Consider the following 21378-nt stretch of genomic DNA (forward strand, 5'->3'; position numbering starts at 1 on the left):
AATCCCTGCTTGTTGATGTGACGGCCGGGGCCGCTTACAGCTCGTTGCGCTCCACGATGTGGGGGAGCGTCTCGTGCGCCTTGCGACCGAGGGCCCGCATGAGAAGGCCGGTGAAGTTCACGCCCCCGAGAAGGCCGTTGGGGCGGAACACCATGAGGCAGACAAGGAGCGCGCCGTAGACGAGCATCCGGTACTGGGACATGAAGCGGAGGAACTCCGGCGCTGCGGTCAGGATCGCGGCGCCAAAGACGGTGCCGGGGATCGACCCGAGGCCGCCGAGGACCACCATGCTCAGAATGTCGACCGATTTCAGGAAGCCGAAGTCGGAGGGGTTGATGTAGCTCAGGAAGTGCGCATAGAGCGCCCCGCCGATCCCGGCGAGGAAGGTACCGATGGCAAAGGACTGCACCTTGTAGCGCGGCAGGTTGATCCCCATCGCCTCGGCGGCGATCTCGTCCTCGCGTATCGCCTTCAGCGCCCTGCCGAAACGGGAGGACTGCAGGAAGGTCACGAAGATGATGGCGAGGATCGCCACCACCCAGACTAAGATCGGCATCGGGATCACGGTCTTCGCAGGGAGGACCTGCAAGCCGAGCGCCTTGTTGGTGATATCGAGGTTCAGGAAGACGACCTTCACGATCTCGGCAAACCCGAGGGTGCAGATCGCGAGGTAATCGCCGGTGAGACGCAGGATCGGAAATCCGATCATGACGCCGATCAGTGCGGTAAAGAGGCCGGACATCACCAGGTTCAGCTCGAAGGGGAGCCCCAGCCTGTTGGTGAAGATCGCGCTGATGAAGGCGCCGATGCTCATGAAGGCCGCGTGCCCCAGGGAGAGCTGCCCGGTAAGGCCGGTGATGACGTTGAGACCAAGGGCGAGCGGGATGGCGACGCCGATGTTCACAAGGATCTGCAATGTATAGGGGTCGATGGACCCCACCAAGCTCTGGAGAAAATCAGCCATGTTCTTAAACCTTCTTCTGGATTTTTTGGCCGAGGAGGCCGGTCGGCTTCAGGAGCAGCACCAGGACGAGGATCGCAAAGGCGATTGCATCGCGGTAGGAGGAGTAGCCGATCGCCACCCCGAAAACCTCGGTCACCCCGAGAAGCACCCCTCCCAGCATCGCGCCGGGAATGGAACCGATCCCCCCGAGGACAGCGGCAGCGAAGGCCTTCAGGCCCGCCATGAGTCCCATGTTGAAGGTAACGGCGTTGAAAAGGAGTCCCACCAGCATCCCCCCTGCGGCGGCGAGCGCGGAGCCGAGCGCGAAGGTGAAGGAGATGACGCGGTTTACGTTTATTCCCATCAGTGCGGCTGCGGTGTAGTCCTCAGAGGTCGCCCTCATCGCCTTACCGATCTTCGTCTTCTGCACGATGAACTCGAGCGTCAGCATGAGAAGAGCGGAGATGCCGATGATGGAGATCTGCAGAGTGGAGATGTCGGCGTTGCCGATGTGTATCTGGTGCAGCGGGAATGCGTTGTCGGGGAATGCCTTTGCGTCGGCGCCGAAGATCATGAGGGCCAGCGAGGAAAGGAAGATGGAGACGCCGATCGCGGAGATGAGGGCCGAGAGCCTGGAGGAGCGGCGCAGCCTGCGGTAGGCGATGAGCTCGATGACCACGCCAAGGATCATGCAGAAGGTCATGGAGAGAGCCATCGCCACGAAGATGTTCAGCTTGAAGTAGCTGACCAGCAGCATCCCCACGAAGGCACCGGCCATGAAGATCTCGCCGTGAGCAAAGTTGATGAGGGTGATGATGCCGTACACCATGGTGTAGCCGAGCGCGATGAGCGCGTAGGTGCTCCCCAGGGCTATGCCGTTTATGAGTTGCTGTAGAAACATTGTTCGACGGTCCTTGTCACGATTTTCTCGGCGTGGCCGGTTGTTCATGAGTGACGCACCACACAGCGGCTTCGATCGCGGGAAAGACGGGACGTTGCGGCGTGCGGGTGCGGGCGTATTTTGTATACACCGCTACACTAAGCCCGGGATATCTACCATGAATCGGGCTCAGGGGCAAGACAAATATTTGGTATTACCAAAATAAGGATTGGTTCATTACGCGAAGATTACGCAGGTTTACGCGCACCTAAGCGTTGACCGGTCGAGGAAGATGCCCCCCCTTCCCCACCCCGAACGTTATCGGTTGCCCCGACGGAAAAATGAGGTTAGAATTCCGTACTTTTCCTATCAAGAGGTCATCGATGCAGCATGGCAGCACAAGTAACCGTCCCCTTGCCGGCTATCTCGCACTCGCCGGCGCCGCCTCCATCTGGGGCGGGATGTATGTCGTCAGCAAGTACGCCCTCGATTTCGTCCCCCCCTTCACCCTCCTGTGGCTGCGCTACGTGGTCGGATTTGCGGTCCTCTTTGCCCTGGTCACCCGCTCCGGTCTGCGGCAGCCTCTCCTGAACGACTGCCGCACCTTCATGAGCATAGGCTTCATCGGCTACTTCGTCTCCGTCGGGCTTCAGTTCATCGGGACGCGACTCTCCAGCGCACACATGGGAGCGATCCTCACCTCCGCGAGCCCCGCCTTCATAGTCGTCTTCGCGCGCACCATGCTCGGAGAGAGATTGAGCGTCCGGAAAGTCCTCTCCGTGGTTCTCGCCAGCTTCGGCGTGCTGGTTGTAGTCGGCTGGGAGAGTGGAGACGGCGCGGGAAGCCGGGCACTCCTCGGGAACCTGGCCCTTCTCGGGGCGGCGGGGACATGGGCGCTCCTCTCCGTGCTGGCGCGACGGGCATCTGCCAGCTACCCGCCGCTCGTGACGACCGCCTATGCCATATTCTGGGCCGCGATCTTCACCACACCCGCCATGGTTCTGGAGTGGCGCTACCTGCCGGTGCAGGGGCTCGATCGTCCGATCGTATGGCTGGCGATCGCCTATCTCGGCGTCGTGGCAACGGCGGGGGCGTTTTTCCTGTGGAACAAGGGGTTGCAGCTTGTGGAGGCAGGGGTCGGCTCGGTCTTCTTCTTTCTGCAGCCGGTAGTGGGGGCATTGCTGGGATGGCTCATACTGGGCGAGCACCTCGGCAGCTCATTCTTCGCCGGCGGTGCCCTCATTCTGGGAGGGGTACTACTTGTATCGCTGCCGGTCCGGAAAAGAGCGCGGCTGGCGACAGAGGGAGATGCGGAGTAGCTGCGGAAGCGGCCTGAGTACAAAACCTTATAATTCAAGACCTGACCCCGGGGTCAGGTCTTGAATTTGGTGGATTCTATTCTTAATTGCACCAGTTGATGTAAAAGCAGGACATGACAGGCAAATCTGGTAGTGTGTGAAGCGCGACCAACACATACCCCAGGAGGAGCCCGCCATGTCCTACACGCATCTTACAGAAAATGAGCGATATGTCATCAGCCATTTGAAGGTGGCGAAATTTAGCCTTCGCGAAATCGGCCGTAGGCTTGGACGCCATCACACAAGCATCATGCGCGAGATTGCGCGCAACGGCCCGACATACCCCGATGGAGTTTACTGGTACACCTTCACGCATGGCACTGCGCTTAAACGTCGTCACCAGCCCAGGTCTTTCCGGCGGCAGGACAACGCCGATCTGGTCGCTTACGTTGAAGAGAAATTGATGCTGGATTGGCCACCTGAAGCCATTGCCGCCAGGCTCAAAATGGATTTCCCAATGGACCGGGCGATGCGCATCAGTCATGAAACCATCTACCGCTGGATTTACCTAGACGCCAGAGAAGGTGGCGAGCTTCACAAGCATCTTCGCCGTCGGAGGCGGAATCGCCGTAGGCAAACGCGCTACTGCGCAGGACGGCGGTTCATTCCGGGTCGAGTCTCAATTAAGGAGAGGCCGGCAGTAGTTGGTACCAGAGAACGATTTGGGGACTGGGAAGGCGACACGCTGCACGGTGCGAAAGGCGCAGGAAACCTTGCCACGTACGTTGAGCGCAAGAGCCGCTTTTTACTTGCCGCAAGACTCGCAGACAGAAGGGCCGCAACCATGACGGATCATAGCGCGAGGTGCTTCAGCCCTCTGCCCGAGATCCTCTGCCAGACAGTAACCGTTGATAACGGTAGTGAGTTTGCGGAATTCAAAGATCTGGAAACTAAGACAGGGCTTACCGTGTATTTCGCGGATCCTTATGCGTCTTGGCAGCGTGGCACCAATGAGAACACAAACGGCATCTTGCGGCACTACTTTCCGAAGGGGTTCGACTTCAGGACCCTCTCAGAGGAAGAAATTCAGCAGGTCGTGAAACAGGTCAACGATCGACCACGAAAGTGCCTCGGCTACCGGACTCCTGCGGAAGTTCTGCGTGCATCATTCGGTGGTGCATTTACAACTTGAATTCACCTTTTAGCTTTTTCGCCAGGCCGGCACTAAGTTGAAGAAGTCAAAGCAGTGGCTAGATAATCCTGCTCAGGAAGCTCTTGATACGCTCATTCCCCCCCTGGTTGTCGAAGAACTCGTACGGTTTTCCTTCCGCGATGAAATTCCCCTTTTCCATGAACATGACCCGGTCCGCGAGCTCGCGCGCAAAACCCATGTGATGCGTCACGATGATCATCGTCATCCCTTCGTCGGCAAGGGCATGGATGGTGTCGAAGACTTCCCCCACCAGCTCGGGGTCAAGGGCCGAGGTAGGCTCGTCAAAGAGCATCAGTTTGGGTCGCATCGCGAGTGCCCGGGCGATCGCCACCCTCTGCTTCTGCCCCCCCGAAAGGGTCGCAGGATAAACGTCTCGCTTCTCGGAGAGCCCCACCTTTGCCAGCATGTCGATGGCGATACTTCTCGCCTCGTCGGCAGATTTCTTCTGTACGGTGAGCGGCCCTTCCATGACATTTCCCAGCACCGTCATGTGCGGAAAGAGGTGGAAGTGCTGGAAAACCATACCGATCTCGGCGCGCAAGGCACAGATGACCGGCTGTTTGTCCAGGTGCAGCTTCCCGTGCTTGCGCACGTACCCCACCTCACGCCCCTCGAACCGGATCGTCCCCTCGTCGATCTCCTCCAGGAAGTTGATGGAGCGCAGAAGGGTCGACTTCCCGGAGCCGGACGGACCGATGATGACGAGCTTTTCACCGGGATGGACGGAGAGGGAGACCCCGTTTACCGCCGTCAAACTCTTGAAGCGCTTCGTGATCCCCTCGAGCTGAATGAGCGGCAGCCTATCGGTGTTCATAAATCCCCGCACGGTACTCGATCTTTTCGAAAATGAAAGTGAAGAGGGTGGTGAAGGCGAGATAGACGAGTGCCGCCAGGACAAGCGCCGTCACGTTGAAATAGGTGTTGAAGAGCTGGTCGGCGGAGCGCATGAGCTCCACCATGGCGATGGTGGAGACGAGCGCGGTGTCCTTGATGAGCGCGATGAACTCGTTCCCCACCGGCGGCATGAGCCGCTTGTAGGTCTGGGGAATGATCACGCGCCGCATCGCCTGGCGGTAGCTCATCCCGATCGCCTTTGCGGCTTCCATCTGCCCGTGGTCGATACTCTGGATGCCGCCGCGGATGATCTCGCCGAGATAGGCGGAATAGTTGAGCCCAAGGCCGATGATCGCAGCCGTGTGCGGCGACAGGGTGATCCCCAGCGACGGAAGGCCGTAGTAGATGAAGAAGAGCTGCAAAAGAAGCGGAGTGCCGCGAAAGAACCAGATCACGAACCAGCAGAAACCGGAGACGGGGCGATAGGTGCTGATCCTCCCCAGCGCGAGAAGAAGGCCGCCGAAGGGGGAGATGAGCATCGTGCCGATTACGAGAAGAAGCGTGGTGCATGCCCCCTTCAGAAGGGACGGAAGGAAGCGCAGGCAGTCCTTCAGGAAGGTGACGTACTTCGGCTGCATCGCCGAGGCGACGGACGCCACGAAGTTCTTCGCCTCGCTGTTGTCGGGGTAGAGCGCGAGCACCTCGCGGGCGGCCCCTTGTGCTTTTTCCATCTCGCCGAGAGAAAAGTGGAGCTTTGCGATCTGCATCCGGCTCCGTACGTAAGCCTCGCCGTCGTCAGCACCGGCAGGCTTCGGGATCTTCTGGAGCTCGGCGAGCGCCGCAGGGAGGTCACCCTGCCCCATCAGCTCGTTTGCCTGCCTGAAGACCTGGTCCGGCTCAAGGGAGGCCGCACCGGCATGGAAAAAGGGGAGGAAGAGCGCCCACAAAAAAAGCAGGGTCGTCAGAGCGACCCTGCTGGATACCTTTGGAAAAAGAGTCATAAACAGCCTTCTTCTACATGATGCAAATTCACAGTACCTGGCCGTACTACCACTTCTTCGGGTTGGTGATGTCTTCTGCAAACCACTTGCGGGAAATCTTCGCCAGCGAGCCGTCCTTCACCATCTTGTCGAGGGTCTTCTGAACCTGGCCGCGCAGCTCCACGTCTTCTTTACGGAAGGCGATGCCGAACGGCTCCTTGCTGATGAAGCCCGGGATGACCTTGAACTTGCCGGGGCGCTTCGCGATGAAGTCGCGGCCGGTGACGTTGTCCATCACCACCACGTCGAGGCGGCCCGCTTCGAGGTCGAGAAGGGCTTTCGGGTTGTCCTCGTACTCTTTCAGCTCGGCGGGAGCGGTCGGAAGCTTCTTCACGGAGCTCAGCGCGGAGGAACCTTTCTGCGCGCCGACCTTCACGTTTTTCAGGTCCTTGAGAGCCTTGAAGCGCTTCTCGTTGAAGCGGACGACGGCGATCTGGCCGTCCATGATGTACGGCTTGGTGAAGGCGACTTCCTTGGCGCGCTCATCGGTGATGGTCATGCCGTTCCAGATGGCGTCGAACTTCTTCGCGTTGAGGGAGTGGATGACGCCGTCCCATGCGGTCGGCTGCCACTCAATCTTGATGCCGAGACGCTTGCCGACTTCCTCGGCGGTGTCGATATCAAAGCCGACGAGCTTGCCGCTGTCATCGCGGTATCCCATGGGAGGGAAGGCATCATCGAGGCCGATAACCATCTTGCCGGCGCTCTTCACACGGGCGAAGGAACCATCGGCTGCGAGAGCCGAAGTGGCGATTGCAGCAACCAGCATTGCGGCAAGCAAAACGACAAACTTTTTCATCTTCCCTCCTATTAATAACATTTTAGGGTCATTGGTCTGACCGGCGGCGATTATTCCAGAAATCGGAACCGACGTCAAGCATTGCGTAAACTTCTTTTGCCCTGCCGAAACTGAGGGACAAAGGTGGGGTGCAGGGACAGGGCGGATGGGCGGATCTTCGCGGGCAAAGGCAAGGCAGGGGGAATACCCTTCAGCTTTATCCGCGTCGATCCGCCTGATCCGCTTTGGTCACAAGAGGCCTTACGTCCCCTCCTTTGCGAAGGCTCATCCGCGAATTCCGGGGAAGCCGTAGTATGTTCCAATGAAGGGGCGCACGAGACCTCGCGTCCCCCCCTTTGCGAAGGGGGGACAGGGGGGATTTGACTGGGCCGGAACCGTCCTGCAAAGTGCGCAACTGCTGCAGTCTCAAGCACTTTCCTTGAGTTCACTTACCAAAGAACTGGTGGGGGCCTATGTCGTTGATTTTTAGATGCCGCAGCACTGCGGTTCGACGACCAAGTGTTTGTTAACGAAGATCAAATCCCCCCTGCCCCCCCTTCGCAAAGGGGGGAACGTTAGGCCTTCTGCAGTGCTTCGTGGCAATGTACCCACGCTCCCCCGAATCCGTGGAAGAACCTTCTCCGGAGCCGGGCTGAGGGGCGAGCTCGCGGCACCGCGGAGCCGGAGCCGCCGCCATCCCTTACGGCATGTCGTCGCCGCTTTCTACGGGAGCGAAGCCGCGGCGCATGGTGTTCTCCGTGATAACCCGCGGGTCCATGAAGTGCAGCAGGTAGTCGGGGCCACCCGCCTTGGTGCCGACGCCGGACATCTTCGAGCCGCCAAACGGCTGGCGCTCCACGAGTGCGCCGGTGTTGTTCCTGTTGAGGTAGAGGTTGCCGACCCTGAACTCGCGGCGCGCCTGGTCCAGATGCTCGGGGCTGCGGCTGAAGACGCCGCCGGTGAGGGCAAACCTCGTGGAGTTCGCCCACTCGATCGCCTGGTCAAAGTCCTTCACCCTCATGACCGCGAGGACCGGTCCGAAGATCTCCTCCTGGGCGATGCGGTGCTCCGGCTTGATCCCGCCGATTATCGTCATCGGTACGAAGTACCCCTCCCCCGCCGGCACCGGGCTTTCATAGAGGAGGTGCCCCTCCTTCTTGCCGATCTCGGCGTACGCCTTGATGGTCTGCTGCGCCTTGTCGTCGGCAACCGCCCCCATGTAATAGGCGGGGTCCTCGGAAGGACCGACCTGCGTCGCCTTCGCCATGGCGACGAGGCGCTCCACGAACTTGTCGTACACCGCGTCGAGCACGATTACGCGGGAGCAGGCGGAGCACTTCTGCCCCTGGAAGGCGAAGGCGGAGTAGAGAACGTGCGGCACCGCTTCGTCGAGATCCGCGTCGTCGTCGATGATGATGGCGTTTTTGCCCCCCATCTCGCAGACGATCTTCTTCACGTTCTGCTGTCCCGGGTGGACCTTTGCCGCCCGCTCGATGATCCTCAGACCCACCTCCATCGAACCGGTGAAGGCGATCAGGCTGACGTCAGGGCTGTCGACGAGGAAGTCCCCCATGACGGAGCCGCGCCCAGGGGTGTAGTTGAAGACCCCTGCCGGGAGCCCCGCCTCGCGGAAGATCTCCACCAGGTGCCACCCGATGATGGAGGTGAGCCCGGACGGCTTGAAGACGACGCAGTTGCCGGTGACGACCGCCGCGGAGACCATACCCATGGCAATAGCGAGGGGGAAGTTCCACGGAGCGATGACGGCGGCGACCCCTTTCGGCTCGTACAGGTAGTGGTTCAGCTCTCCCGGCACGTTTCCGAGCCGCCTCGGCTCGCCGAGCCTGACCATCTCGCGTGCGTAGTACTCGAGGAAGTCGATCGCCTCCGTCACGTCAGCGTACGCCTGGTCCCATTGCTTTCCAATCTCCAGCACCTGCCATGCCGAGAGCTCGAAGACGCGCCTGCGGGCGATTTCGGCGGCCCTGAGGAGATAACCGGCGCGCTCGGACGAGGGGGTGTCGCGCCATGCCGGGAAGGCGCCCTTGGCGGCGGCGATCGCTTCCCCGACTTCCCTCGTCCCTGCCTGGCAGACCTGCCCGAGGACCTCGGAGGGACGGTTCGGGTTCACGGTCGGCAGGAGCTCCATGGTGCGCACCTCCTTCCCGTTTATGAAGAGGGGGTAGGTGTTGCCGAGTTCCTCGCGCACCTCGGCGATGTGCCGCGGGAACGCTTCGCGATGATCGGCGCGGGTGAAGTCCACCATCGCCTCGTTCTTGAAGCGAGGAAGTCCCTTTCCCTCTTTCGGGCTCAGCTCCGGCGCGCGTGCTGCGTGCTCCCGCTTGGCGGTAACGGTAGGATCCTCCAGGAGCTTTTCCACCTGCGCGTCGCCGGCAAAGCTCTGCCTGAGGAACGACTCGTTGGCGGTGTTTTCCAGGAGGCGGCGCACCAGGTACCCCATTCCCGGGACCATGTCGCCGTACGGGCAGTAGAGACGGATGCGGCCGGCGACCTTCAGGATGCCGCGACGGACCGGCTCAGCCATGCCGTACAGGACCTGGAACTCATAGCGATCCTCGGGAACCTTCAGTTCGCGCGCAGTCTCCAGAACGGAGGAGATGGTGCGGATATTGTGGGAGGCGCAGGCGAAGTGGCAGATGTCGCTGTTTTCGAGGATCCTGCGGGCGTGCCTCTCGAAGGCGGCGTCGCTCTCCGCCTTCACCGTCCAGACCGGCACCTGCCAGTCGTTCTGTTTCGCCTTCACCGTCTCGTAATCCCAGTATGCCCCCTTCACCAGGCGGATGGAGATCTGCACCCCCTCATTCCTCGCCCAGTCGAGAAGCTCCGGAAGATCCTGATCGGTGTCCTTCAGGTAGGCCTGGAGCACGATCCCCAGGTGCGGGTAGTCGCGGTACTCGAGCTTCAGGCGCCGGAAGACCTCGAGGATGATCGCCTTGTGGCGATAGGACTCCATGTCGATGCACAGGAAGCCGTCCAGCTCGACGACTTTCGCGCAAATGCGGCGCAGCCGCTCCAGAATCGCCACAACCGAGCCTTCGAAGTCCTGCGGGTTCGCGAGGCAAAAGAGAGCGGTCGGCTTCACCGCGACGTTCACCTTCGGAGCGTGTCCCCAGTCGAGATCCCCCGATGCGTTACCCAGTGCCTTCCAGCTCCGCTGCTCTTTCTTGAGGGACTCCAGGAGCTCCAGGTAGGTGTTCGTGTAGATCTCCGCCTCTTCCTCGGAAAGGGTCGCCTCACCTAGGACGTCCACCACGAAGGCAAATCCTTCCTTTCTGAGCTTCTCCAGGTTCTTCACAGCCTCTTTCGTCGTCTCGCCAACGATGAATTGGCGTGCCATCTCCTGGATGTTGGAGGAAAGCGCCTTGTTGAGCACTGCTCCGCCGAGAGAACCGAGCATCCCCGCCGCCTTCGCCCCCCAGGAAAGGACCGGTGGCATTTCCTGCTCGCCGCCGAAGTATTCCTTGATGTGGTCGGTAAGAAGCCTGCTCGTGGTGAGCGAAGGGAAAACGTCTACGAAGCGGAACATCTGGACCTTGAACTGCTCGTTTTGCATGCTCCAGTCCATGACCTTCCCCATCCAGGCGCCCTTGTTGAAGAGGGACGGTTTTTCGCCGCTGATGGTGGCGAAGAATTCCTTACCGCGGGAAATTATTTTTTCGTTAAGTGCTGTTTGCATAGGAGGCTCCTCTGGTGCAACTTGTAATGGTTGGACCATTACATAATCCATTTTTGTATACTTGTCAACACTGTTCAACCATTGGTTATTGCCATACTTCCGGCTTGCTGGTATAAAGGTTCAACCGTTGATAGCGAGGGTCCGAGACCCTGAAAAGAGCGTGCGGCCTGAAAGGATTTTTAGGATGTTCCGACAAGCAAAACAGAGCAGGGTATACCAGGACGTGGTCGAACAGATCCAGGAAGCGATCGTTACCGGAAAGCTGAAAACCGGAGACCAGCTTCCAGCCGAGCGCGATCTGAAGGAGAGGTTTCAGGTAAGCAGGGGGACGCTGAGGGAGGCGCTGCGGGTACTGGAGCAGAAAGGGCTCATCGAGATACGTACCGGTGTGGCAGGCGGCTCAATAGTGAAAGGGGTGGGTACTGAGCAGGTAAGCGCGAGTCTCGCGCTGCTGATCCGCTACAAGAAGGTCTCCCTGCAGAACCTCGCGGAGTTCCGCATCGGGCTGGAAGGAGACGTGGCTGCCCTCGCCGCTACCCGCGCTACAGCCGAGGATGTCGCGAAGCTGAAGGCGCTTCTGGCGAAGGCATCGGACTTCTTCCAGAAAGGCCCGGACTTCTGGGACAGCTTCATCCGTACCGACGAGGAGATCCATCTCGGTGTCGCCGAGACCACCAGAAATCCTCTTTTCATCTCGGTACTCGAATCCCTCTCCCAGAACATCCATACCTATTACGAGAGCTTCCTGCCGAGGGACGAGGCACTCCTCCAGGAGAACCACCAGGACATGATCCAGCTGATCGCCGCCATAGAGGCCGGCAATGCCGAGGAAGCGAGAAGGGTCGCCCGCGAACACGTAAGCCGTTTCAACAGCTACATGGAGCAGAAAGGGGTCAGTTAAGAATCAGACTCCGCGGGCTTTCTCAGTTGTAGGCCGGGATAAGCCGCAGGCGTTCCCGGCGTCGGCGCGAGGCGATGTGTGGACCGCCGGAAACGCTCCGCTTATTCCGGCCTACATGGAACACATCGGCTCAGCTGCTACGGGTATCCCGCCTTCGTCCACGCCTACACCCTTCCTTCCAGAGCCGAGAGAGATTCGGTACCCCTTCGCAAAGGGTCTTCCGGGAATTCTGGGGAACGCGCTACAAAGAATCCGGGTGCCCCACGCTGGAGCGTAGGCATCTTGCCTGGGATGGCGACGCAGCCGTCACAGACCGCGCGGCTGGCGCCGCGGTACAGGCTGGGAAGCCTGTGCTCCAGCGCGGCGCCACTAGTGTCCCCTCACGTCAACGGAGGCGACCGGGCTCAATTCCCGGAATTCCCGGATGAACCTTCGCAAAGGGGGGAACGTGTGGCTTGGTGCGACGCTTCATAAAAAAGCCCGCAGGATGAAGGTCCGCGGGCTTTCTGATCTGTCGTTGCCGGCCGGGATAAGCCGCAGGCGTTCCCGGCGTCGGCGCGAGCCGATGTGTGGACCGCCGGAAACGCTCCGCTTATTCCGGCCTACATGGAACACATCGGCTCAGCTGCTACGGGTATCCCGCCTTCGTCCACGCGTCCACCCCTCCTTCCAGAGCCGAGAGATTCCGGTACCCTTTTTCTGCAAATTCCGCTGCCCGACCGGCAGACGAGTACTCGTCCGGTCACTTGCAGTAAAAGATGATCTCCCTCTCCTTCCCGATCTCCGGAAGCTTCGTGCTGAACTCCCCAAAGGTCATCGCCCCTTCCAGCCGCGCACGTTCGCACTTTTCCTCGTCGTCATACGCGCAGACAAGGAGCGCCTCCCCCGCCTGCACCTTCCGCCGCGCTTCTTCCGGCTTCACTCGCTTCGCTTCGGCCATTTCTTCCTCCTTTCGCAGGAATGGGTGTTGCCACCTTGAGAAGCTTACCAGAGAAAGCCGGCGTCGCCTGGCCGCAAAAAAGCCCGGCAGATCTCTCCGCCGGGCTTTCCTTCTGCTTCGTGCGATTCGCGTCTTACTCTTCCAGCTTGACGGGAACCTTTGCCTTCAGTGCGTACTTGCCACCCTTCACTTCGAGAAGTGCGAGCGGGGTCTTGATCGGCTCGCGATTTGCGCGGATGGTGATGGTGCCGGAAACGCCTTCGAAGTTCTTCGTCTGGCCAAGGGCGGTCTTGAATACTTTCGGGTCGTTGCTCTTCGCGCGCTTCATGGAGTCCGCGAGGAGCATGACGGCGTCGTAGCCCTGTGCGTCGAAGAGGCCCGGCTCGGCGCCGTTGAACTTCTTCTTGAACGCCTCGACGAATTTCGCGGTGGTCGGGGAAGCCTGCTCCGGAGAGAAGCCGAGAGCGCACATGGAGCCTTCAACCGCGGGGCCGCCGAGCTCGATGAACTTCGGAGAGAAGAGGCCGTCGCCGCCGAACATGTTCGCCTTCAGCCCCTGCTTGCGCGCTTCCTTCATGATCAGGGCGCCTTCGGTGTAGTAGCCGGAGAAGAAGATGACGTCCGGATTCTTCGCCTTGATGTTCGTTACCTGTGCGGAGAAGTCCTTGTCGCCGTCCTTCACCTTCTCCTCGGAGACGATCTCGATCCCCTTCCCTTTTGCCGCATCGCGGAAGGTCTGGGAGAAGCCGACGCTGTAGTCGTTGTTGTCGGAAGTGATCACTGCGACTTTCTTGAAGCCGAGGTCTTTTGCGAAGTAGTCGATGCAGGCCGGGATGGCGACGCTGTCGAGCAGGGTGTCGCGGTAGATGAAGTCGCCGTTTTCCACGACGCCCGGGCCGGTGGCGCCTGCGGAGAGGAGTACCACCTGGGCTTTCTGCGCGATCGGGGCGGCAACTTTGGTGATGCCGGTGGTCGGGTCGCCGACGATGGCGACGACGCCGTCACGGGTGATGAGCTTCTGGGTGACCGAAGCGCCTTCCTGCTTGTCGCCGCGGTTGTCGGACTCGACGATCTCGATCTTCTTGCCGTTTACGCCGCCGGCGGCATTGATCTCTTCTGCCGCCATCTTCATCCCTTCCAGGGTCGGCTTGCCGAACATCGCGACGTCGCCGGTCAGAGCACCCAGGAAGCCGATTTTTACAGTGTCGCCGCCAGCGGCGGAACCGGCACCCTCTTCCTTCTTCTTGCAGCCGAAGCTGCCTGCAGCCATCAGGCCGACCATCAGCAGCGCTGCATATTTCTTCATCGTCATTGGTACACCCTCCTTTTTCATGGCATGAGATACAAAAATAGACTCAACGGTACCGCACTACGATCAGCTTCTCCTAGCGACCGCCACCACCCCCGCCACCTCCGCCGGGTTTGTTGAGGTCAGCCAGAAGAGAGTTCACCTCCTCCAACTTACGCTTCAGGGTCTGCAGCTCTTCCTTCGTGTACACCCGGTCACCTTTGCGGATCTCCTTCTGCAGTTTCTTCACCTGCTTCTGGATGGAATCCACCTCATTGGCGCACCCCCTGGCTGCCAGGAGGCACTCGTCCTTCTCCTGTGCAGAGACCTGCCCCTGGCTGGACGACTGGGCGTAAACGGGAACGGCTGCGAACATCAGGCATGCGAGGAACAAAGCGGAAACTTTCTTCATGATACGCCTCCTGTGCACTCGTTGTGGGAAAAGCCGCCGGGGAAAATCCCCGGCAGCTGGTGGCTAGTCCTTAGAAGCTGTAGTTTACCAGAACTTTCACGTCATACGGATCGTCCGGATCCTGGCCGCCTGCAGCGACACCCTTGAAGTAGTCGCCAAGGAAGACATAACCGGCGCGGGTCGAGAAGGTGACGTTCTCTGCGAACTTGTAGTTCACCTCCGCGTTGATCTCGGTGCCGAGGTAGTTGCTGCTGTTCTGGCTGCCGGTGTTGAGGTTGACCGGCTTGGCCGCGTTCGCCTTCGCTGCCGCGGCGAAACCTGCATTCACGCTGCCGGAGATCTTGTCGGTGAAGGTGTGGTCGTAGCCGACAGAGCCGAAGAAGACGCCCTCGTTCTTGTTGTTGCCGTCGAAGACGATGGCGGTGTCGTTGGTGAAGGCGTTCTTGTCGCGGCCGAGGATGACCATCTCGTTGTTCCAGAAGCCGGACTCGGAGTAGTTGAAGGTCGCCGGGGTGTAGAAGGCGTTGGTGGTGCCGCGGTCTGCGTTCCCCTCGCCGGAGACGTAAAGGAATTCGCTGCGCAGGGTGCCGTTCGGTGCGACCTTCATACGGGCGCCGACGTTGGCGGCCCAGGCGCTGCGGTGCTTGTTGGCGTCTGCGGTGGCCGGAGTCTGCCAGAAGGACTGGTTGCCGGCGTAGTTGGTGCCGAACTGGTACAGGGCGAAGCCGTCGATGGTGACCGGACCGATGGCGGTTTCCCCATTCAGGCCGACGGTGTGAACGGTAAGGTTCTCGTTGAGTACAGACTCATCGATGGCGGTCGTAGCCGCATCATCGTCAGCCGCAGTCATTATGTTCACATTGTTGGAGTTGACGAAGTAGTAGGCGAGCCCGAGCTTCGTGGTGTCGGTGACCTTCAGCTTGCCGTCGAAGAGGACCATGTCGCGGGCGTCCTTGCCGAGGGAGGTGAAGGGATTGACCTTCCCGGAGGTGTCGTTCCAGCGGAAGAAGCCGACCGAGGCGGTTGCCTTGGAGAAATCGTGGGTCAGCATCACACCCGGCATGTCGGCGCTGAAGAAGATCCCCTTGAAGGCGTCGTCGACCGGCTGCATGCCGAACTTGGCGCTGGTGGCCAGCGTCGGGGAGTTCAGGTCGAGGAAGACGTTCTTCGTCTCGAGGTTGACGGTGTCGGCGCCAAGCGCGCCACCCTGGTTGCGCTTGGTGGTGTAGCTCGAGTTACCCCAGTAGGAGTAGTCCAGCTCGAACTTGGTGACGAGTTTGACGTCCTGGTTCGCCTTGGCGATGTAGGCCAGACGCGCGCGCTGCTCGAAGAAGTTCGCGGTTGCAGCCTTCGCGTCCTTCCCCTCCGGCGTGTACCGTGCGCCCGTCGCGTCAGCGGTGTTGGAGCCGTTGAAGTTCGAGTTGTCGAACTGCAGCTGGAACATCCCGTGGAACTCGTTTTCCAGCGCAAGAGCCGGAACTGCTGCTGCGGTCAGCGCGCCGGAAACCGCGAAGACCAGAAGTTTACTGCTTACTTTCATATTGCCCTCCCCCTTGATATAGGAGGTGCGCGATAGTGCGCACCCACCGTTGCTACACAAACACATTGTTACATAGCTACAGGATCTGACTCAAGAAAAGCTGGGTACGCGGGTGGCTCGGAGCGGTGAAGAAGTGCTCCGGGGTTCCCTCTTCGATGACGCTGCCGTGGTCCATGAAGAGGACTCGGTCGGCGACCTCGCGGGCGAACCCCATTTCGTGGGTAACCACCACCATGGTCATCCCCTCACGTGCCAGGTCCTTCATGACGTCGAGCACCTCCCCGATCATTTCCGGGTCGAGCGCGGAGGTCGGCTCGTCAAAAAGGATCATCTTCGGGTCCATCGCCAGGGAACGCGCGATGGCCACTCGTTGCTGCTGCCCCCCGGAGAGCCTCCCCGGGTAGGCGTTTGCCTTGTCGGTAAGGCCGACTTTTGCCAGAAGCTTCGCCGCACGCTCGATCGCCTCGTCCTTCGGGCGCTTGCGCACGACCCTCTGTGCCAGAGTCAGGTTCTCCATTACCGTCTTGTGGGGAAAGAGGTTGAAGGACTGGAACACCATCCCCACCTCTTCCCGCACCTTGCTGATGTCGGTGCGCGGGTCGTACAGGTCCATCCCGTTCACCACCATGGTCCCGGCGTCGATCTCCTCGAGCCTGTTCATGGCGCGCAGCAGCGTGCTCTTCCCCGATCCGGAAGGGCCGATGATGACGACTTTCTCCCTTTCCTTCACGTCGACCGAGACCCGGTCCAGCGCCTTGAATCTTCCGTAGAACTTCACGACGTCTCGTGCTTCCACCATCTTCCGAGTGTTACCTGCCGGCATTGATACGCTCCTCCATGATCCCTATCAGCTTCGAGAAAAACAGCGTGATGATGAGGTATATCAGCGCTATCACCGTGTAGGTTTCGAAATAGGTGAACGATTCGGAGGCGAACTCCCGCCCGCGGCGCAGGAGATCGGCGACCGCGAGGATGGAGACGAGGGACGAGTCCTTCAAGAGTGCGATGAACTCGTTCCCCACCGGCGGCAGGACGACCTTGAAGGCCTGCGGGACGATGACGTGGTACATCGCCTGCCCGCGGCTCATGCCGAGGGTGAGAGCTGCCTCCATCTGCCCTTTCGGTATCGACTGGATCCCTGCGCGGAAGACCTCCCCCATGTAGGCGCCGTAGCAGATCGCCATGGCGATGATGGCGGAGAGCATGTCCGGGACCTTCACGATGCGGCCGAGAGCGTAGTAGATGTAGAAGATCTGGACAAGGAGCGGGATGCCGCGGATGACCTCAACGTACAGAGAAGCGATTCCGTTGATGATCGGGTTGTGGGCGACGCGCCCAAGCCCCGCGATGAGGCCGATGACGAGTGCCAGGAGGATCGCCCCGACCGTAACCTTGAAGGTGACGACGATGCCGTCGGGAACGAACTTGAGGATGGTGAGATACGGGTCCGGTATGTAGTAGACCAGCCAGCCAAGGAGAGCGATCGCCCCGAAAAAGGCGATGCGCCATGCAGTGAAGAGCCCCATGTCCTTCTTGGTGGGGATGGCGGCTCCGTCACCCACCTCGATGCGTTTCTTTCCGTTTTCTAACATCAAATAAAATCCTTCATGCGCATTACTCAGTACAGTCCCTCCCCTTGCGGGGGGAGGTGAGGGTGTGGAGGAAGACCGCCAGCGGCGGCTTCACACGCCCGCTGCCCCCCTCCCGAGGGAGGGGGGGCAGGACGAAACTATTTCAGCCACTTCTTCTTGAGCTGCTGGTCGATCTTCTTCGCCTTCACAGCCGTGATCCCCTTGTTGAGCAGGGCCACGACGTCCTTGTTCCCCTTCTTCACGCAGATGCCGTACGCTTCCTTGGTGAAGGCCTTCCCGGCGATCTTGAACTTCTCCTTGTACTCCTTCTTCTGGAGAGCATAGATGATCGCGGTCGGCTCGTCGCAGACGACCCCCTGGATGCGGCCTGCTGCCATGTCTTCGAAGGCAAGACCGATCTCGTCATAGGTCTTCAGCTCGAGCCCTGCCACCTTCTTTACCTCGAAAGCACCGGTGGTCCCGATCTGGGCGCCGACCTTCTTCCCCTTCATGTCGGCGAGCTTCGCAGCCTTGTCGGTCTTAGGCACGACGAGGATCTGGCCGGCATCGATATACGGCAGGGAGAAGTCGTACTTCTTCTGGCGCTCGGGGGTGATGGTTACGGAGGAGATAACGGCGTCGTACTGGCCGGAGTCGAGGCCGGCAAAGATCCCGTCCCATGCGGTGTTCTTGAAGACGACGTTGAAACCGGCCTCCTTGGCGGCAGCCTTCAGGAAATCGATGTCGTAGCCAACGATGTTCTTGTTGGCATCCACCATCTCCATCGGGGGCCAGGTGGCATCGGTAGCCACGGTCAACGTCCGTGGAGCAGCGAGCGCGGTAGCCGCAAGGCACAGGGAAAGGGTCAGCACAGGCAACAGCAGACGCAGCAGTTTTTTCATTTGAAGGCCTCCATTCTCATTTTAATAAACAATTGTTTTAGCCACCGGAACGGCCTTACTTGTAAACAGATTTTCTATCGATGTCAATAGCTTTGGTATGACCATTTGCTTTTTATTTGCATTTCTCCCTGGAAATGGGCCACAATGACTCACCCTTCGTCATCACTCCCTTTTTGATCCATAGGTTGGCCGTTTCCGTTCCCAAAGGTAATACTTTTTCTGACCATCGGGTGTCTTTCTTTATTCTTCACCTGAAGGGCAGATCTGTGGGATGCGGCTGGCAAACTCGCATGACGTGGATCGATCCCGGGAGCGCTCCTTGTGGCCCCCAATATTTGCAGGTCCACCGTGGCAAGGAGCCTTGAAAATCTTTGGGCGAAGGGATGGAGTCTACTATGATGAAAAAAGGGATGGCAGTCGTCCTCCTCTTGATCACCACCTTCTTCTGGGGGGTCACCTTCACAGTCGTCAAGGATGCGGTAGCCAAAGTAGATGTATTCGTTTTCCTCTCCCAGCGCTTCTTCCTCGCCTTCATCCTCCTGGTTTGCCTCTGCCTCATCAAGAAGAGGCCGGTAAACCCGGCGACCGTTCGAGACGGGGCGCTCCTCGGCGTCTTCCTCTTCATGGCCTTCGCTTTCCAGACCATCGCGCTTCTTTTCACGAGCGCCACCAACACCGCGTTCCTTACCGGCCTCAATGTCGTACTGGTGCCCCTTCTGGGGGCGATCTGCTTCAGGCACTCCATCTCCCTCCCCGTGGGGCTCGGCGTGTCGCTCGCGACCGTCGGCCTCTTTCTCCTTTGCACCGACGGGAAAGGGATGAACTTTAACCCGGGCGATCTCCTGGCCGCAGTCTGCGCGGTCTGCGTCGCGCTCCATCTTCTGTGCACCAGCCGCTTTGCGCGCAAGGGAGGAACCGACGTCCTGTGGCTCACCGCGATGCAGATCGGCACCGTCTTTTTCCTGAGCTTCGTGGTGGCGCTCTGGCGCGGCCAGCCGGTACTCGTGCTGCAGGAAGGGACCGGGTGGGCTGTCGGCGTCTGCGCGATCTTTGCCACCGTCTTCGCCTTCCTGGTGCAGACCTCCATGCAGCGCGTGCTGAGCCCGGCGCACACGGCTCTCATCTTTTGCTGCGAGCCCGTTTTCGGCGCCCTTTACGCCTTCAAGGTGGGGAAGGAATCGCTCGGGAGCTACGGCTTCCTGGGCGCAGGCCTTATCGTTACCAGCATGCTCGTCTCCGAGCTCTTGCCGGCAAAAGTCTCTGCACCTTTTCCCATCGTCGTCGAAGAGGCCGCCGACTAACCAGAGCTGCACCTAGCAGCGGAAAGGAATTCCCGTCGCATGACCGTTACCAGCACCCACCCTACCCGTTTTCAATTTGCCAGCGACAACTACGCCGGAGTCTGCCCGGAGGCATGGGAGGCGATGGCCGAGGCAAATCGCGGCTACGCCTCCTCCTACGGCGAGGACCCCTGGACCGCGCGCGCCTCCGAGCGCCTGCGCGAGATCTTCGAGACGGACTGCGAGGTCTTCTTCGTCTTCAACGGCACCGCCGCGAACTCCCTTGCTCTCGCCTCGCTTTGCCAGTCGTACCACAGTATCATCTGCCACGAAATGGCGCACATAGAGACGGACGAGTGCGGTGCCGCGGAATTCTTCAGTAACGGCACGAAGGTACTGCTCGTGCGCGGGGACAACGGGAAGGTCGACCCGGCCGAGGTGGTGCACGCCGTGAAGCGCCGCTCCGACATCCACTATCCGAAGCCGAAGGTGCTGAGCCTCACGCAGGCGACAGAGCTTGGGACTGTCTACTCCGTGGACGAGTTGCAGGCGATAGCGGAACTGGCCCGCAGGCACAAGCTGCGCATCCACATGGACGGGGCCCGCTTCTCCAACGCGGTCGCCTCCCTCGGAGTCGCCCCGAAAGAAATCACCTGGAAGGCCGGCGTCGACGTCCTCTGCTTCGGCGGGACAAAGAACGGGTTTGCCATCGGTGAGGCGGTCGTCTTCTTCAACAAGGAGCTCGCCTACGAGTTCGAGTATCGCTGCAAGCAGGCGGGGCAACTCGCCTCCAAAATGCGTTTTTTGACGGCACCATGGGTGGGGATGCTGGAAAACGACATGTGGCTGACCCGCGCGGGGAACGCCAACCGGTGCGCCCGCCTCCTGGAGAGCCAGCTCAGGTCGATCGATGGCGTCGATGTCATGTATCCGAGCCAGGCCAACGCCGTTTTTGTCGACCTCCCGCCGCAGCTGGCCGAGATGCTGCGGGAAATGGGATGGCACTTCTATACCTTTATCGGCTCGGGCGGCGCCCGCTTCATGTGCTCCTGGGAGACTACTGAAGCTGATGTGGACGCACTGGTCAAAGACATCCAGGCAGCAAGCGCACAATTGAAAGGGGAAAAAGCATGAAGCGCAGCATCGTACTCACCGCACTACTGATCGTTCTCACCTCCGCATCCGCACAGGCCGCCGAACCGGCACCGGCGGAGACGGCACAATCCCTCTACCTCCAGGCCGGGAAGGCTGAGCGGCAGGACCAGCAGGCCAAGGCAAAAGAGCTGTACGAAGCGATCATCGACCGCTTCCCCACCAGCGATCTCGCGCTGAACGCGAACGACCGCCTTCTCGAGCTGATGAGGGGAACGACGACCGCCCCGTCGACGAAGCCGACCCCGCCCCCCCCTGCTGACCCGAAGGCAAAAGCGCGGGAACTGCTGGCGCTGAAGAAAAAGGCGGCCGACATCCAGGACAAAGAGTGGCGTCGTCTCTCCATCGCCTTTTTCAACCGTTACGACCACAGGTACAACCGCAGCGAATTGAGGGAAAACGAGCAGCAGTGGGACAAGCTCGCCGAGGAAAAAGTAAGGGAAGAGCTCGGGATGGGGAGTGCGGAAATCAACGCACGGTTCGAGGAAGCATGCCACAAGCTCGGCATCACCGGCACCTGCGATGAGAAGGCGCTGAAGTAACGCAGGATCGGCAGCTTACGCTGCAGCAGATAAAGTATTGCAGGAAGAGATGAAGGCCAGGTACCCACCTGGCCTTTTTTTTGTCGGGCGGGATGAGCCGCAGGCTTTCCCGGCGCCCCCTCCTTCATGCGGCACCAGGATGCCGGAAACGCTCCGCTTATTCCGGC

General features: G+C 60.1%; 19 protein-coding genes. 6 read left to right on the forward strand and 13 right to left on the reverse strand.

What is annotated here, in order from left to right; translation table 11 throughout:
* Nucleotides 1–34: 34 nt before the first annotated feature.
* Together LPW11_RS19860 and LPW11_RS19865 are read right to left on the reverse strand one after the other, a co-directional pair.
* The gene (locus tag LPW11_RS19860) at nt 35–964 is read right to left on the reverse strand and encodes a branched-chain amino acid ABC transporter permease (protein WP_230995601.1); all 930 of its coding nucleotides are present in this window, start codon (nt 962–964) and stop codon (nt 35–37) included.
* A 4-nt stretch (nt 965–968) separates the two neighbouring features.
* Nucleotides 969–1844, reverse strand: a complete 876-nt coding sequence (locus LPW11_RS19865; protein WP_230995602.1) for a branched-chain amino acid ABC transporter permease — start codon at nt 1842–1844, stop codon at nt 969–971.
* A 362-nt stretch (nt 1845–2206) separates the two neighbouring features.
* Between LPW11_RS19865 and LPW11_RS19870 the strand changes: the two genes are divergently transcribed.
* On the forward strand, nt 2207–3142 hold the full coding sequence (locus LPW11_RS19870; protein ID WP_230995603.1) for a DMT family transporter: 936 nt from the start codon (nt 2207–2209) through the stop codon (nt 3140–3142).
* 175 nt (nt 3143–3317) lie between these two features.
* A complete protein-coding gene (locus LPW11_RS19875; protein ID WP_230995604.1) occupies nt 3318–4313 on the forward strand; it encodes an IS30 family transposase in 996 nt (331 codons plus the stop codon).
* A 58-nt stretch (nt 4314–4371) separates the two neighbouring features.
* Here the strand turns inward: LPW11_RS19875 and LPW11_RS19880 are convergent, their stop codons facing one another.
* The 4 genes from LPW11_RS19880 to pruA all read right to left on the reverse strand — a co-directional run bounded on the left by LPW11_RS19880 (nt 4372) and on the right by pruA (nt 10683).
* Nucleotides 4372–5148 carry an amino acid ABC transporter ATP-binding protein gene (locus LPW11_RS19880; protein WP_230995605.1) on the reverse strand — a complete coding sequence of 259 codons (777 nt, stop codon included), beginning with the start codon at nt 5146–5148 and terminating at the stop codon, nt 4372–4374.
* Nucleotides 5135–6169: an amino acid ABC transporter permease gene (locus LPW11_RS19885; RefSeq protein ID WP_230995606.1), complete on the reverse strand. Its 1035-nt coding sequence runs from the start codon at nt 6167–6169 to the stop codon at nt 5135–5137. Before LPW11_RS19885 ends, LPW11_RS19880 begins: the two co-directional genes overlap by 14 nt.
* Before the next feature lie 46 nt (nt 6170–6215).
* Nucleotides 6216–7007 carry an amino acid ABC transporter substrate-binding protein gene (locus LPW11_RS19890; RefSeq protein ID WP_230995607.1) on the reverse strand — a complete coding sequence of 264 codons (792 nt, stop codon included), beginning with the start codon at nt 7005–7007 and terminating at the stop codon, nt 6216–6218.
* A gap of 679 nt (nt 7008–7686) precedes the next feature.
* On the reverse strand, nt 7687–10683 hold the full coding sequence (pruA, locus tag LPW11_RS19895; protein ID WP_230995608.1) for an L-glutamate gamma-semialdehyde dehydrogenase: 2997 nt from the start codon (nt 10681–10683) through the stop codon (nt 7687–7689).
* Nucleotides 10684–10867: 184 nt separating this feature from the next.
* Here pruA and LPW11_RS19900 point away from each other — a divergent pair, with 184 nt between their 5' ends.
* Nucleotides 10868–11584, forward strand: coding sequence for a FadR/GntR family transcriptional regulator (locus LPW11_RS19900; protein WP_230995609.1), 717 nt, complete (start codon nt 10868–10870; stop codon nt 11582–11584).
* Nucleotides 11585–12326: 742 nt separating this feature from the next.
* Here LPW11_RS19900 and LPW11_RS19905 read toward each other — a convergent pair.
* From LPW11_RS19905 to LPW11_RS19935, 7 genes are all read right to left on the reverse strand, one after another.
* A complete protein-coding gene (locus tag LPW11_RS19905) occupies nt 12327–12524 on the reverse strand; it encodes a rhodanese-like domain-containing protein (protein WP_230995610.1) in 198 nt (65 codons plus the stop codon).
* Between the two features lie 133 nt (nt 12525–12657).
* Nucleotides 12658–13836, reverse strand: a complete 1179-nt coding sequence (locus tag LPW11_RS19910) for an ABC transporter substrate-binding protein (protein WP_230995611.1) — start codon at nt 13834–13836, stop codon at nt 12658–12660.
* 73 nt (nt 13837–13909) lie between these two features.
* Nucleotides 13910–14224, reverse strand: coding sequence for a hypothetical protein (locus tag LPW11_RS19915; protein WP_230995612.1), 315 nt, complete (start codon nt 14222–14224; stop codon nt 13910–13912).
* A gap of 70 nt (nt 14225–14294) precedes the next feature.
* Nucleotides 14295–15764 carry a hypothetical protein gene (locus LPW11_RS19920; RefSeq protein ID WP_230995613.1) on the reverse strand — a complete coding sequence of 490 codons (1470 nt, stop codon included), beginning with the start codon at nt 15762–15764 and terminating at the stop codon, nt 14295–14297.
* A gap of 76 nt (nt 15765–15840) precedes the next feature.
* The gene (locus LPW11_RS19925) at nt 15841–16587 is read right to left on the reverse strand and encodes an amino acid ABC transporter ATP-binding protein (RefSeq protein WP_331001587.1); all 747 of its coding nucleotides are present in this window, start codon (nt 16585–16587) and stop codon (nt 15841–15843) included.
* Entirely contained in the window at nt 16574–17356 is a 783-nt protein-coding gene (locus LPW11_RS19930) for an amino acid ABC transporter permease (protein WP_230995614.1), read from the reverse strand. The genes LPW11_RS19925 and LPW11_RS19930 overlap by 14 nt, the downstream gene beginning before the upstream one ends.
* 137 nt (nt 17357–17493) lie before the next feature.
* Nucleotides 17494–18237 carry a basic amino acid ABC transporter substrate-binding protein gene (locus LPW11_RS19935; protein ID WP_230995615.1) on the reverse strand — a complete coding sequence of 248 codons (744 nt, stop codon included), beginning with the start codon at nt 18235–18237 and terminating at the stop codon, nt 17494–17496.
* Between the two features lie 395 nt (nt 18238–18632).
* On the opposite strand from LPW11_RS19935, the gene LPW11_RS19940 reads away from it, so the two are divergent.
* From LPW11_RS19940 to LPW11_RS19950, 3 genes are read left to right on the forward strand one after another with little or no spacing between them, the layout of a single operon-like run.
* Nucleotides 18633–19538, forward strand: a complete 906-nt coding sequence (locus LPW11_RS19940) for a DMT family transporter (protein WP_230995616.1) — start codon at nt 18633–18635, stop codon at nt 19536–19538.
* Nucleotides 19539–19577: 39 nt separating this feature from the next.
* Nucleotides 19578–20651 carry a threonine aldolase family protein gene (locus tag LPW11_RS19945; protein WP_230995617.1) on the forward strand — a complete coding sequence of 358 codons (1074 nt, stop codon included), beginning with the start codon at nt 19578–19580 and terminating at the stop codon, nt 20649–20651.
* A complete protein-coding gene (locus LPW11_RS19950) occupies nt 20648–21211 on the forward strand; it encodes a hypothetical protein (protein ID WP_230995618.1) in 564 nt (187 codons plus the stop codon). Before LPW11_RS19945 ends, LPW11_RS19950 begins: the two co-directional genes overlap by 4 nt.
* Nucleotides 21212–21378 lie beyond the last annotated feature (167 nt).

The sequence above is a fragment of the Geomonas sp. RF6 genome, assembly GCF_021044625.1.
Taxonomy (GTDB): Bacteria; Desulfobacterota; Desulfuromonadia; order Geobacterales; family Geobacteraceae; genus RF6.

Excerpts from the sequence above, each read along its gene's own strand:
- LPW11_RS19930 (WP_230995614.1), bottom strand. The coding sequence starts at position 17,356 with ATGTTAGAAAACGGAAAGAAACGCATCGAGGTGGGTGACGGAGCCGCC.
- pruA (WP_230995608.1), bottom strand. The coding sequence starts at position 10,683 with ATGCAAACAGCACTTAACGAAAAAATAATTTCCCGCGGTAAGGAATTC.
- LPW11_RS19865 (WP_230995602.1), bottom strand. The coding sequence starts at position 1,844 with ATGTTTCTACAGCAACTCATAAACGGCATAGCCCTGGGGAGCACCTAC.
- LPW11_RS19920 (WP_230995613.1), bottom strand. The coding sequence starts at position 15,764 with ATGAAAGTAAGCAGTAAACTTCTGGTCTTCGCGGTTTCCGGCGCGCTG.
- LPW11_RS19945 (WP_230995617.1), top strand. The coding sequence starts at position 19,578 with ATGACCGTTACCAGCACCCACCCTACCCGTTTTCAATTTGCCAGCGAC.
- LPW11_RS19880 (WP_230995605.1), bottom strand. The coding sequence starts at position 5,148 with ATGAACACCGATAGGCTGCCGCTCATTCAGCTCGAGGGGATCACGAAG.
- LPW11_RS19870 (WP_230995603.1), top strand. The coding sequence starts at position 2,207 with ATGCAGCATGGCAGCACAAGTAACCGTCCCCTTGCCGGCTATCTCGCA.
- LPW11_RS19910 (WP_230995611.1), bottom strand. The coding sequence starts at position 13,836 with ATGACGATGAAGAAATATGCAGCGCTGCTGATGGTCGGCCTGATGGCT.
- LPW11_RS19935 (WP_230995615.1), bottom strand. The coding sequence starts at position 18,237 with ATGAAAAAACTGCTGCGTCTGCTGTTGCCTGTGCTGACCCTTTCCCTG.
- LPW11_RS19905 (WP_230995610.1), bottom strand. The coding sequence starts at position 12,524 with ATGGCCGAAGCGAAGCGAGTGAAGCCGGAAGAAGCGCGGCGGAAGGTG.
- LPW11_RS19890 (WP_230995607.1), bottom strand. The coding sequence starts at position 7,007 with ATGAAAAAGTTTGTCGTTTTGCTTGCCGCAATGCTGGTTGCTGCAATC.
- LPW11_RS19860 (WP_230995601.1), bottom strand. The coding sequence starts at position 964 with ATGGCTGATTTTCTCCAGAGCTTGGTGGGGTCCATCGACCCCTATACA.
- LPW11_RS19915 (WP_230995612.1), bottom strand. The coding sequence starts at position 14,224 with ATGAAGAAAGTTTCCGCTTTGTTCCTCGCATGCCTGATGTTCGCAGCC.
- LPW11_RS19940 (WP_230995616.1), top strand. The coding sequence starts at position 18,633 with ATGATGAAAAAAGGGATGGCAGTCGTCCTCCTCTTGATCACCACCTTC.
- LPW11_RS19950 (WP_230995618.1), top strand. The coding sequence starts at position 20,648 with ATGAAGCGCAGCATCGTACTCACCGCACTACTGATCGTTCTCACCTCC.
- LPW11_RS19925 (WP_331001587.1), bottom strand. The coding sequence starts at position 16,587 with ATGCCGGCAGGTAACACTCGGAAGATGGTGGAAGCACGAGACGTCGTG.
- LPW11_RS19875 (WP_230995604.1), top strand. The coding sequence starts at position 3,318 with ATGTCCTACACGCATCTTACAGAAAATGAGCGATATGTCATCAGCCAT.
- LPW11_RS19900 (WP_230995609.1), top strand. The coding sequence starts at position 10,868 with ATGTTCCGACAAGCAAAACAGAGCAGGGTATACCAGGACGTGGTCGAA.
- LPW11_RS19885 (WP_230995606.1), bottom strand. The coding sequence starts at position 6,169 with ATGACTCTTTTTCCAAAGGTATCCAGCAGGGTCGCTCTGACGACCCTG.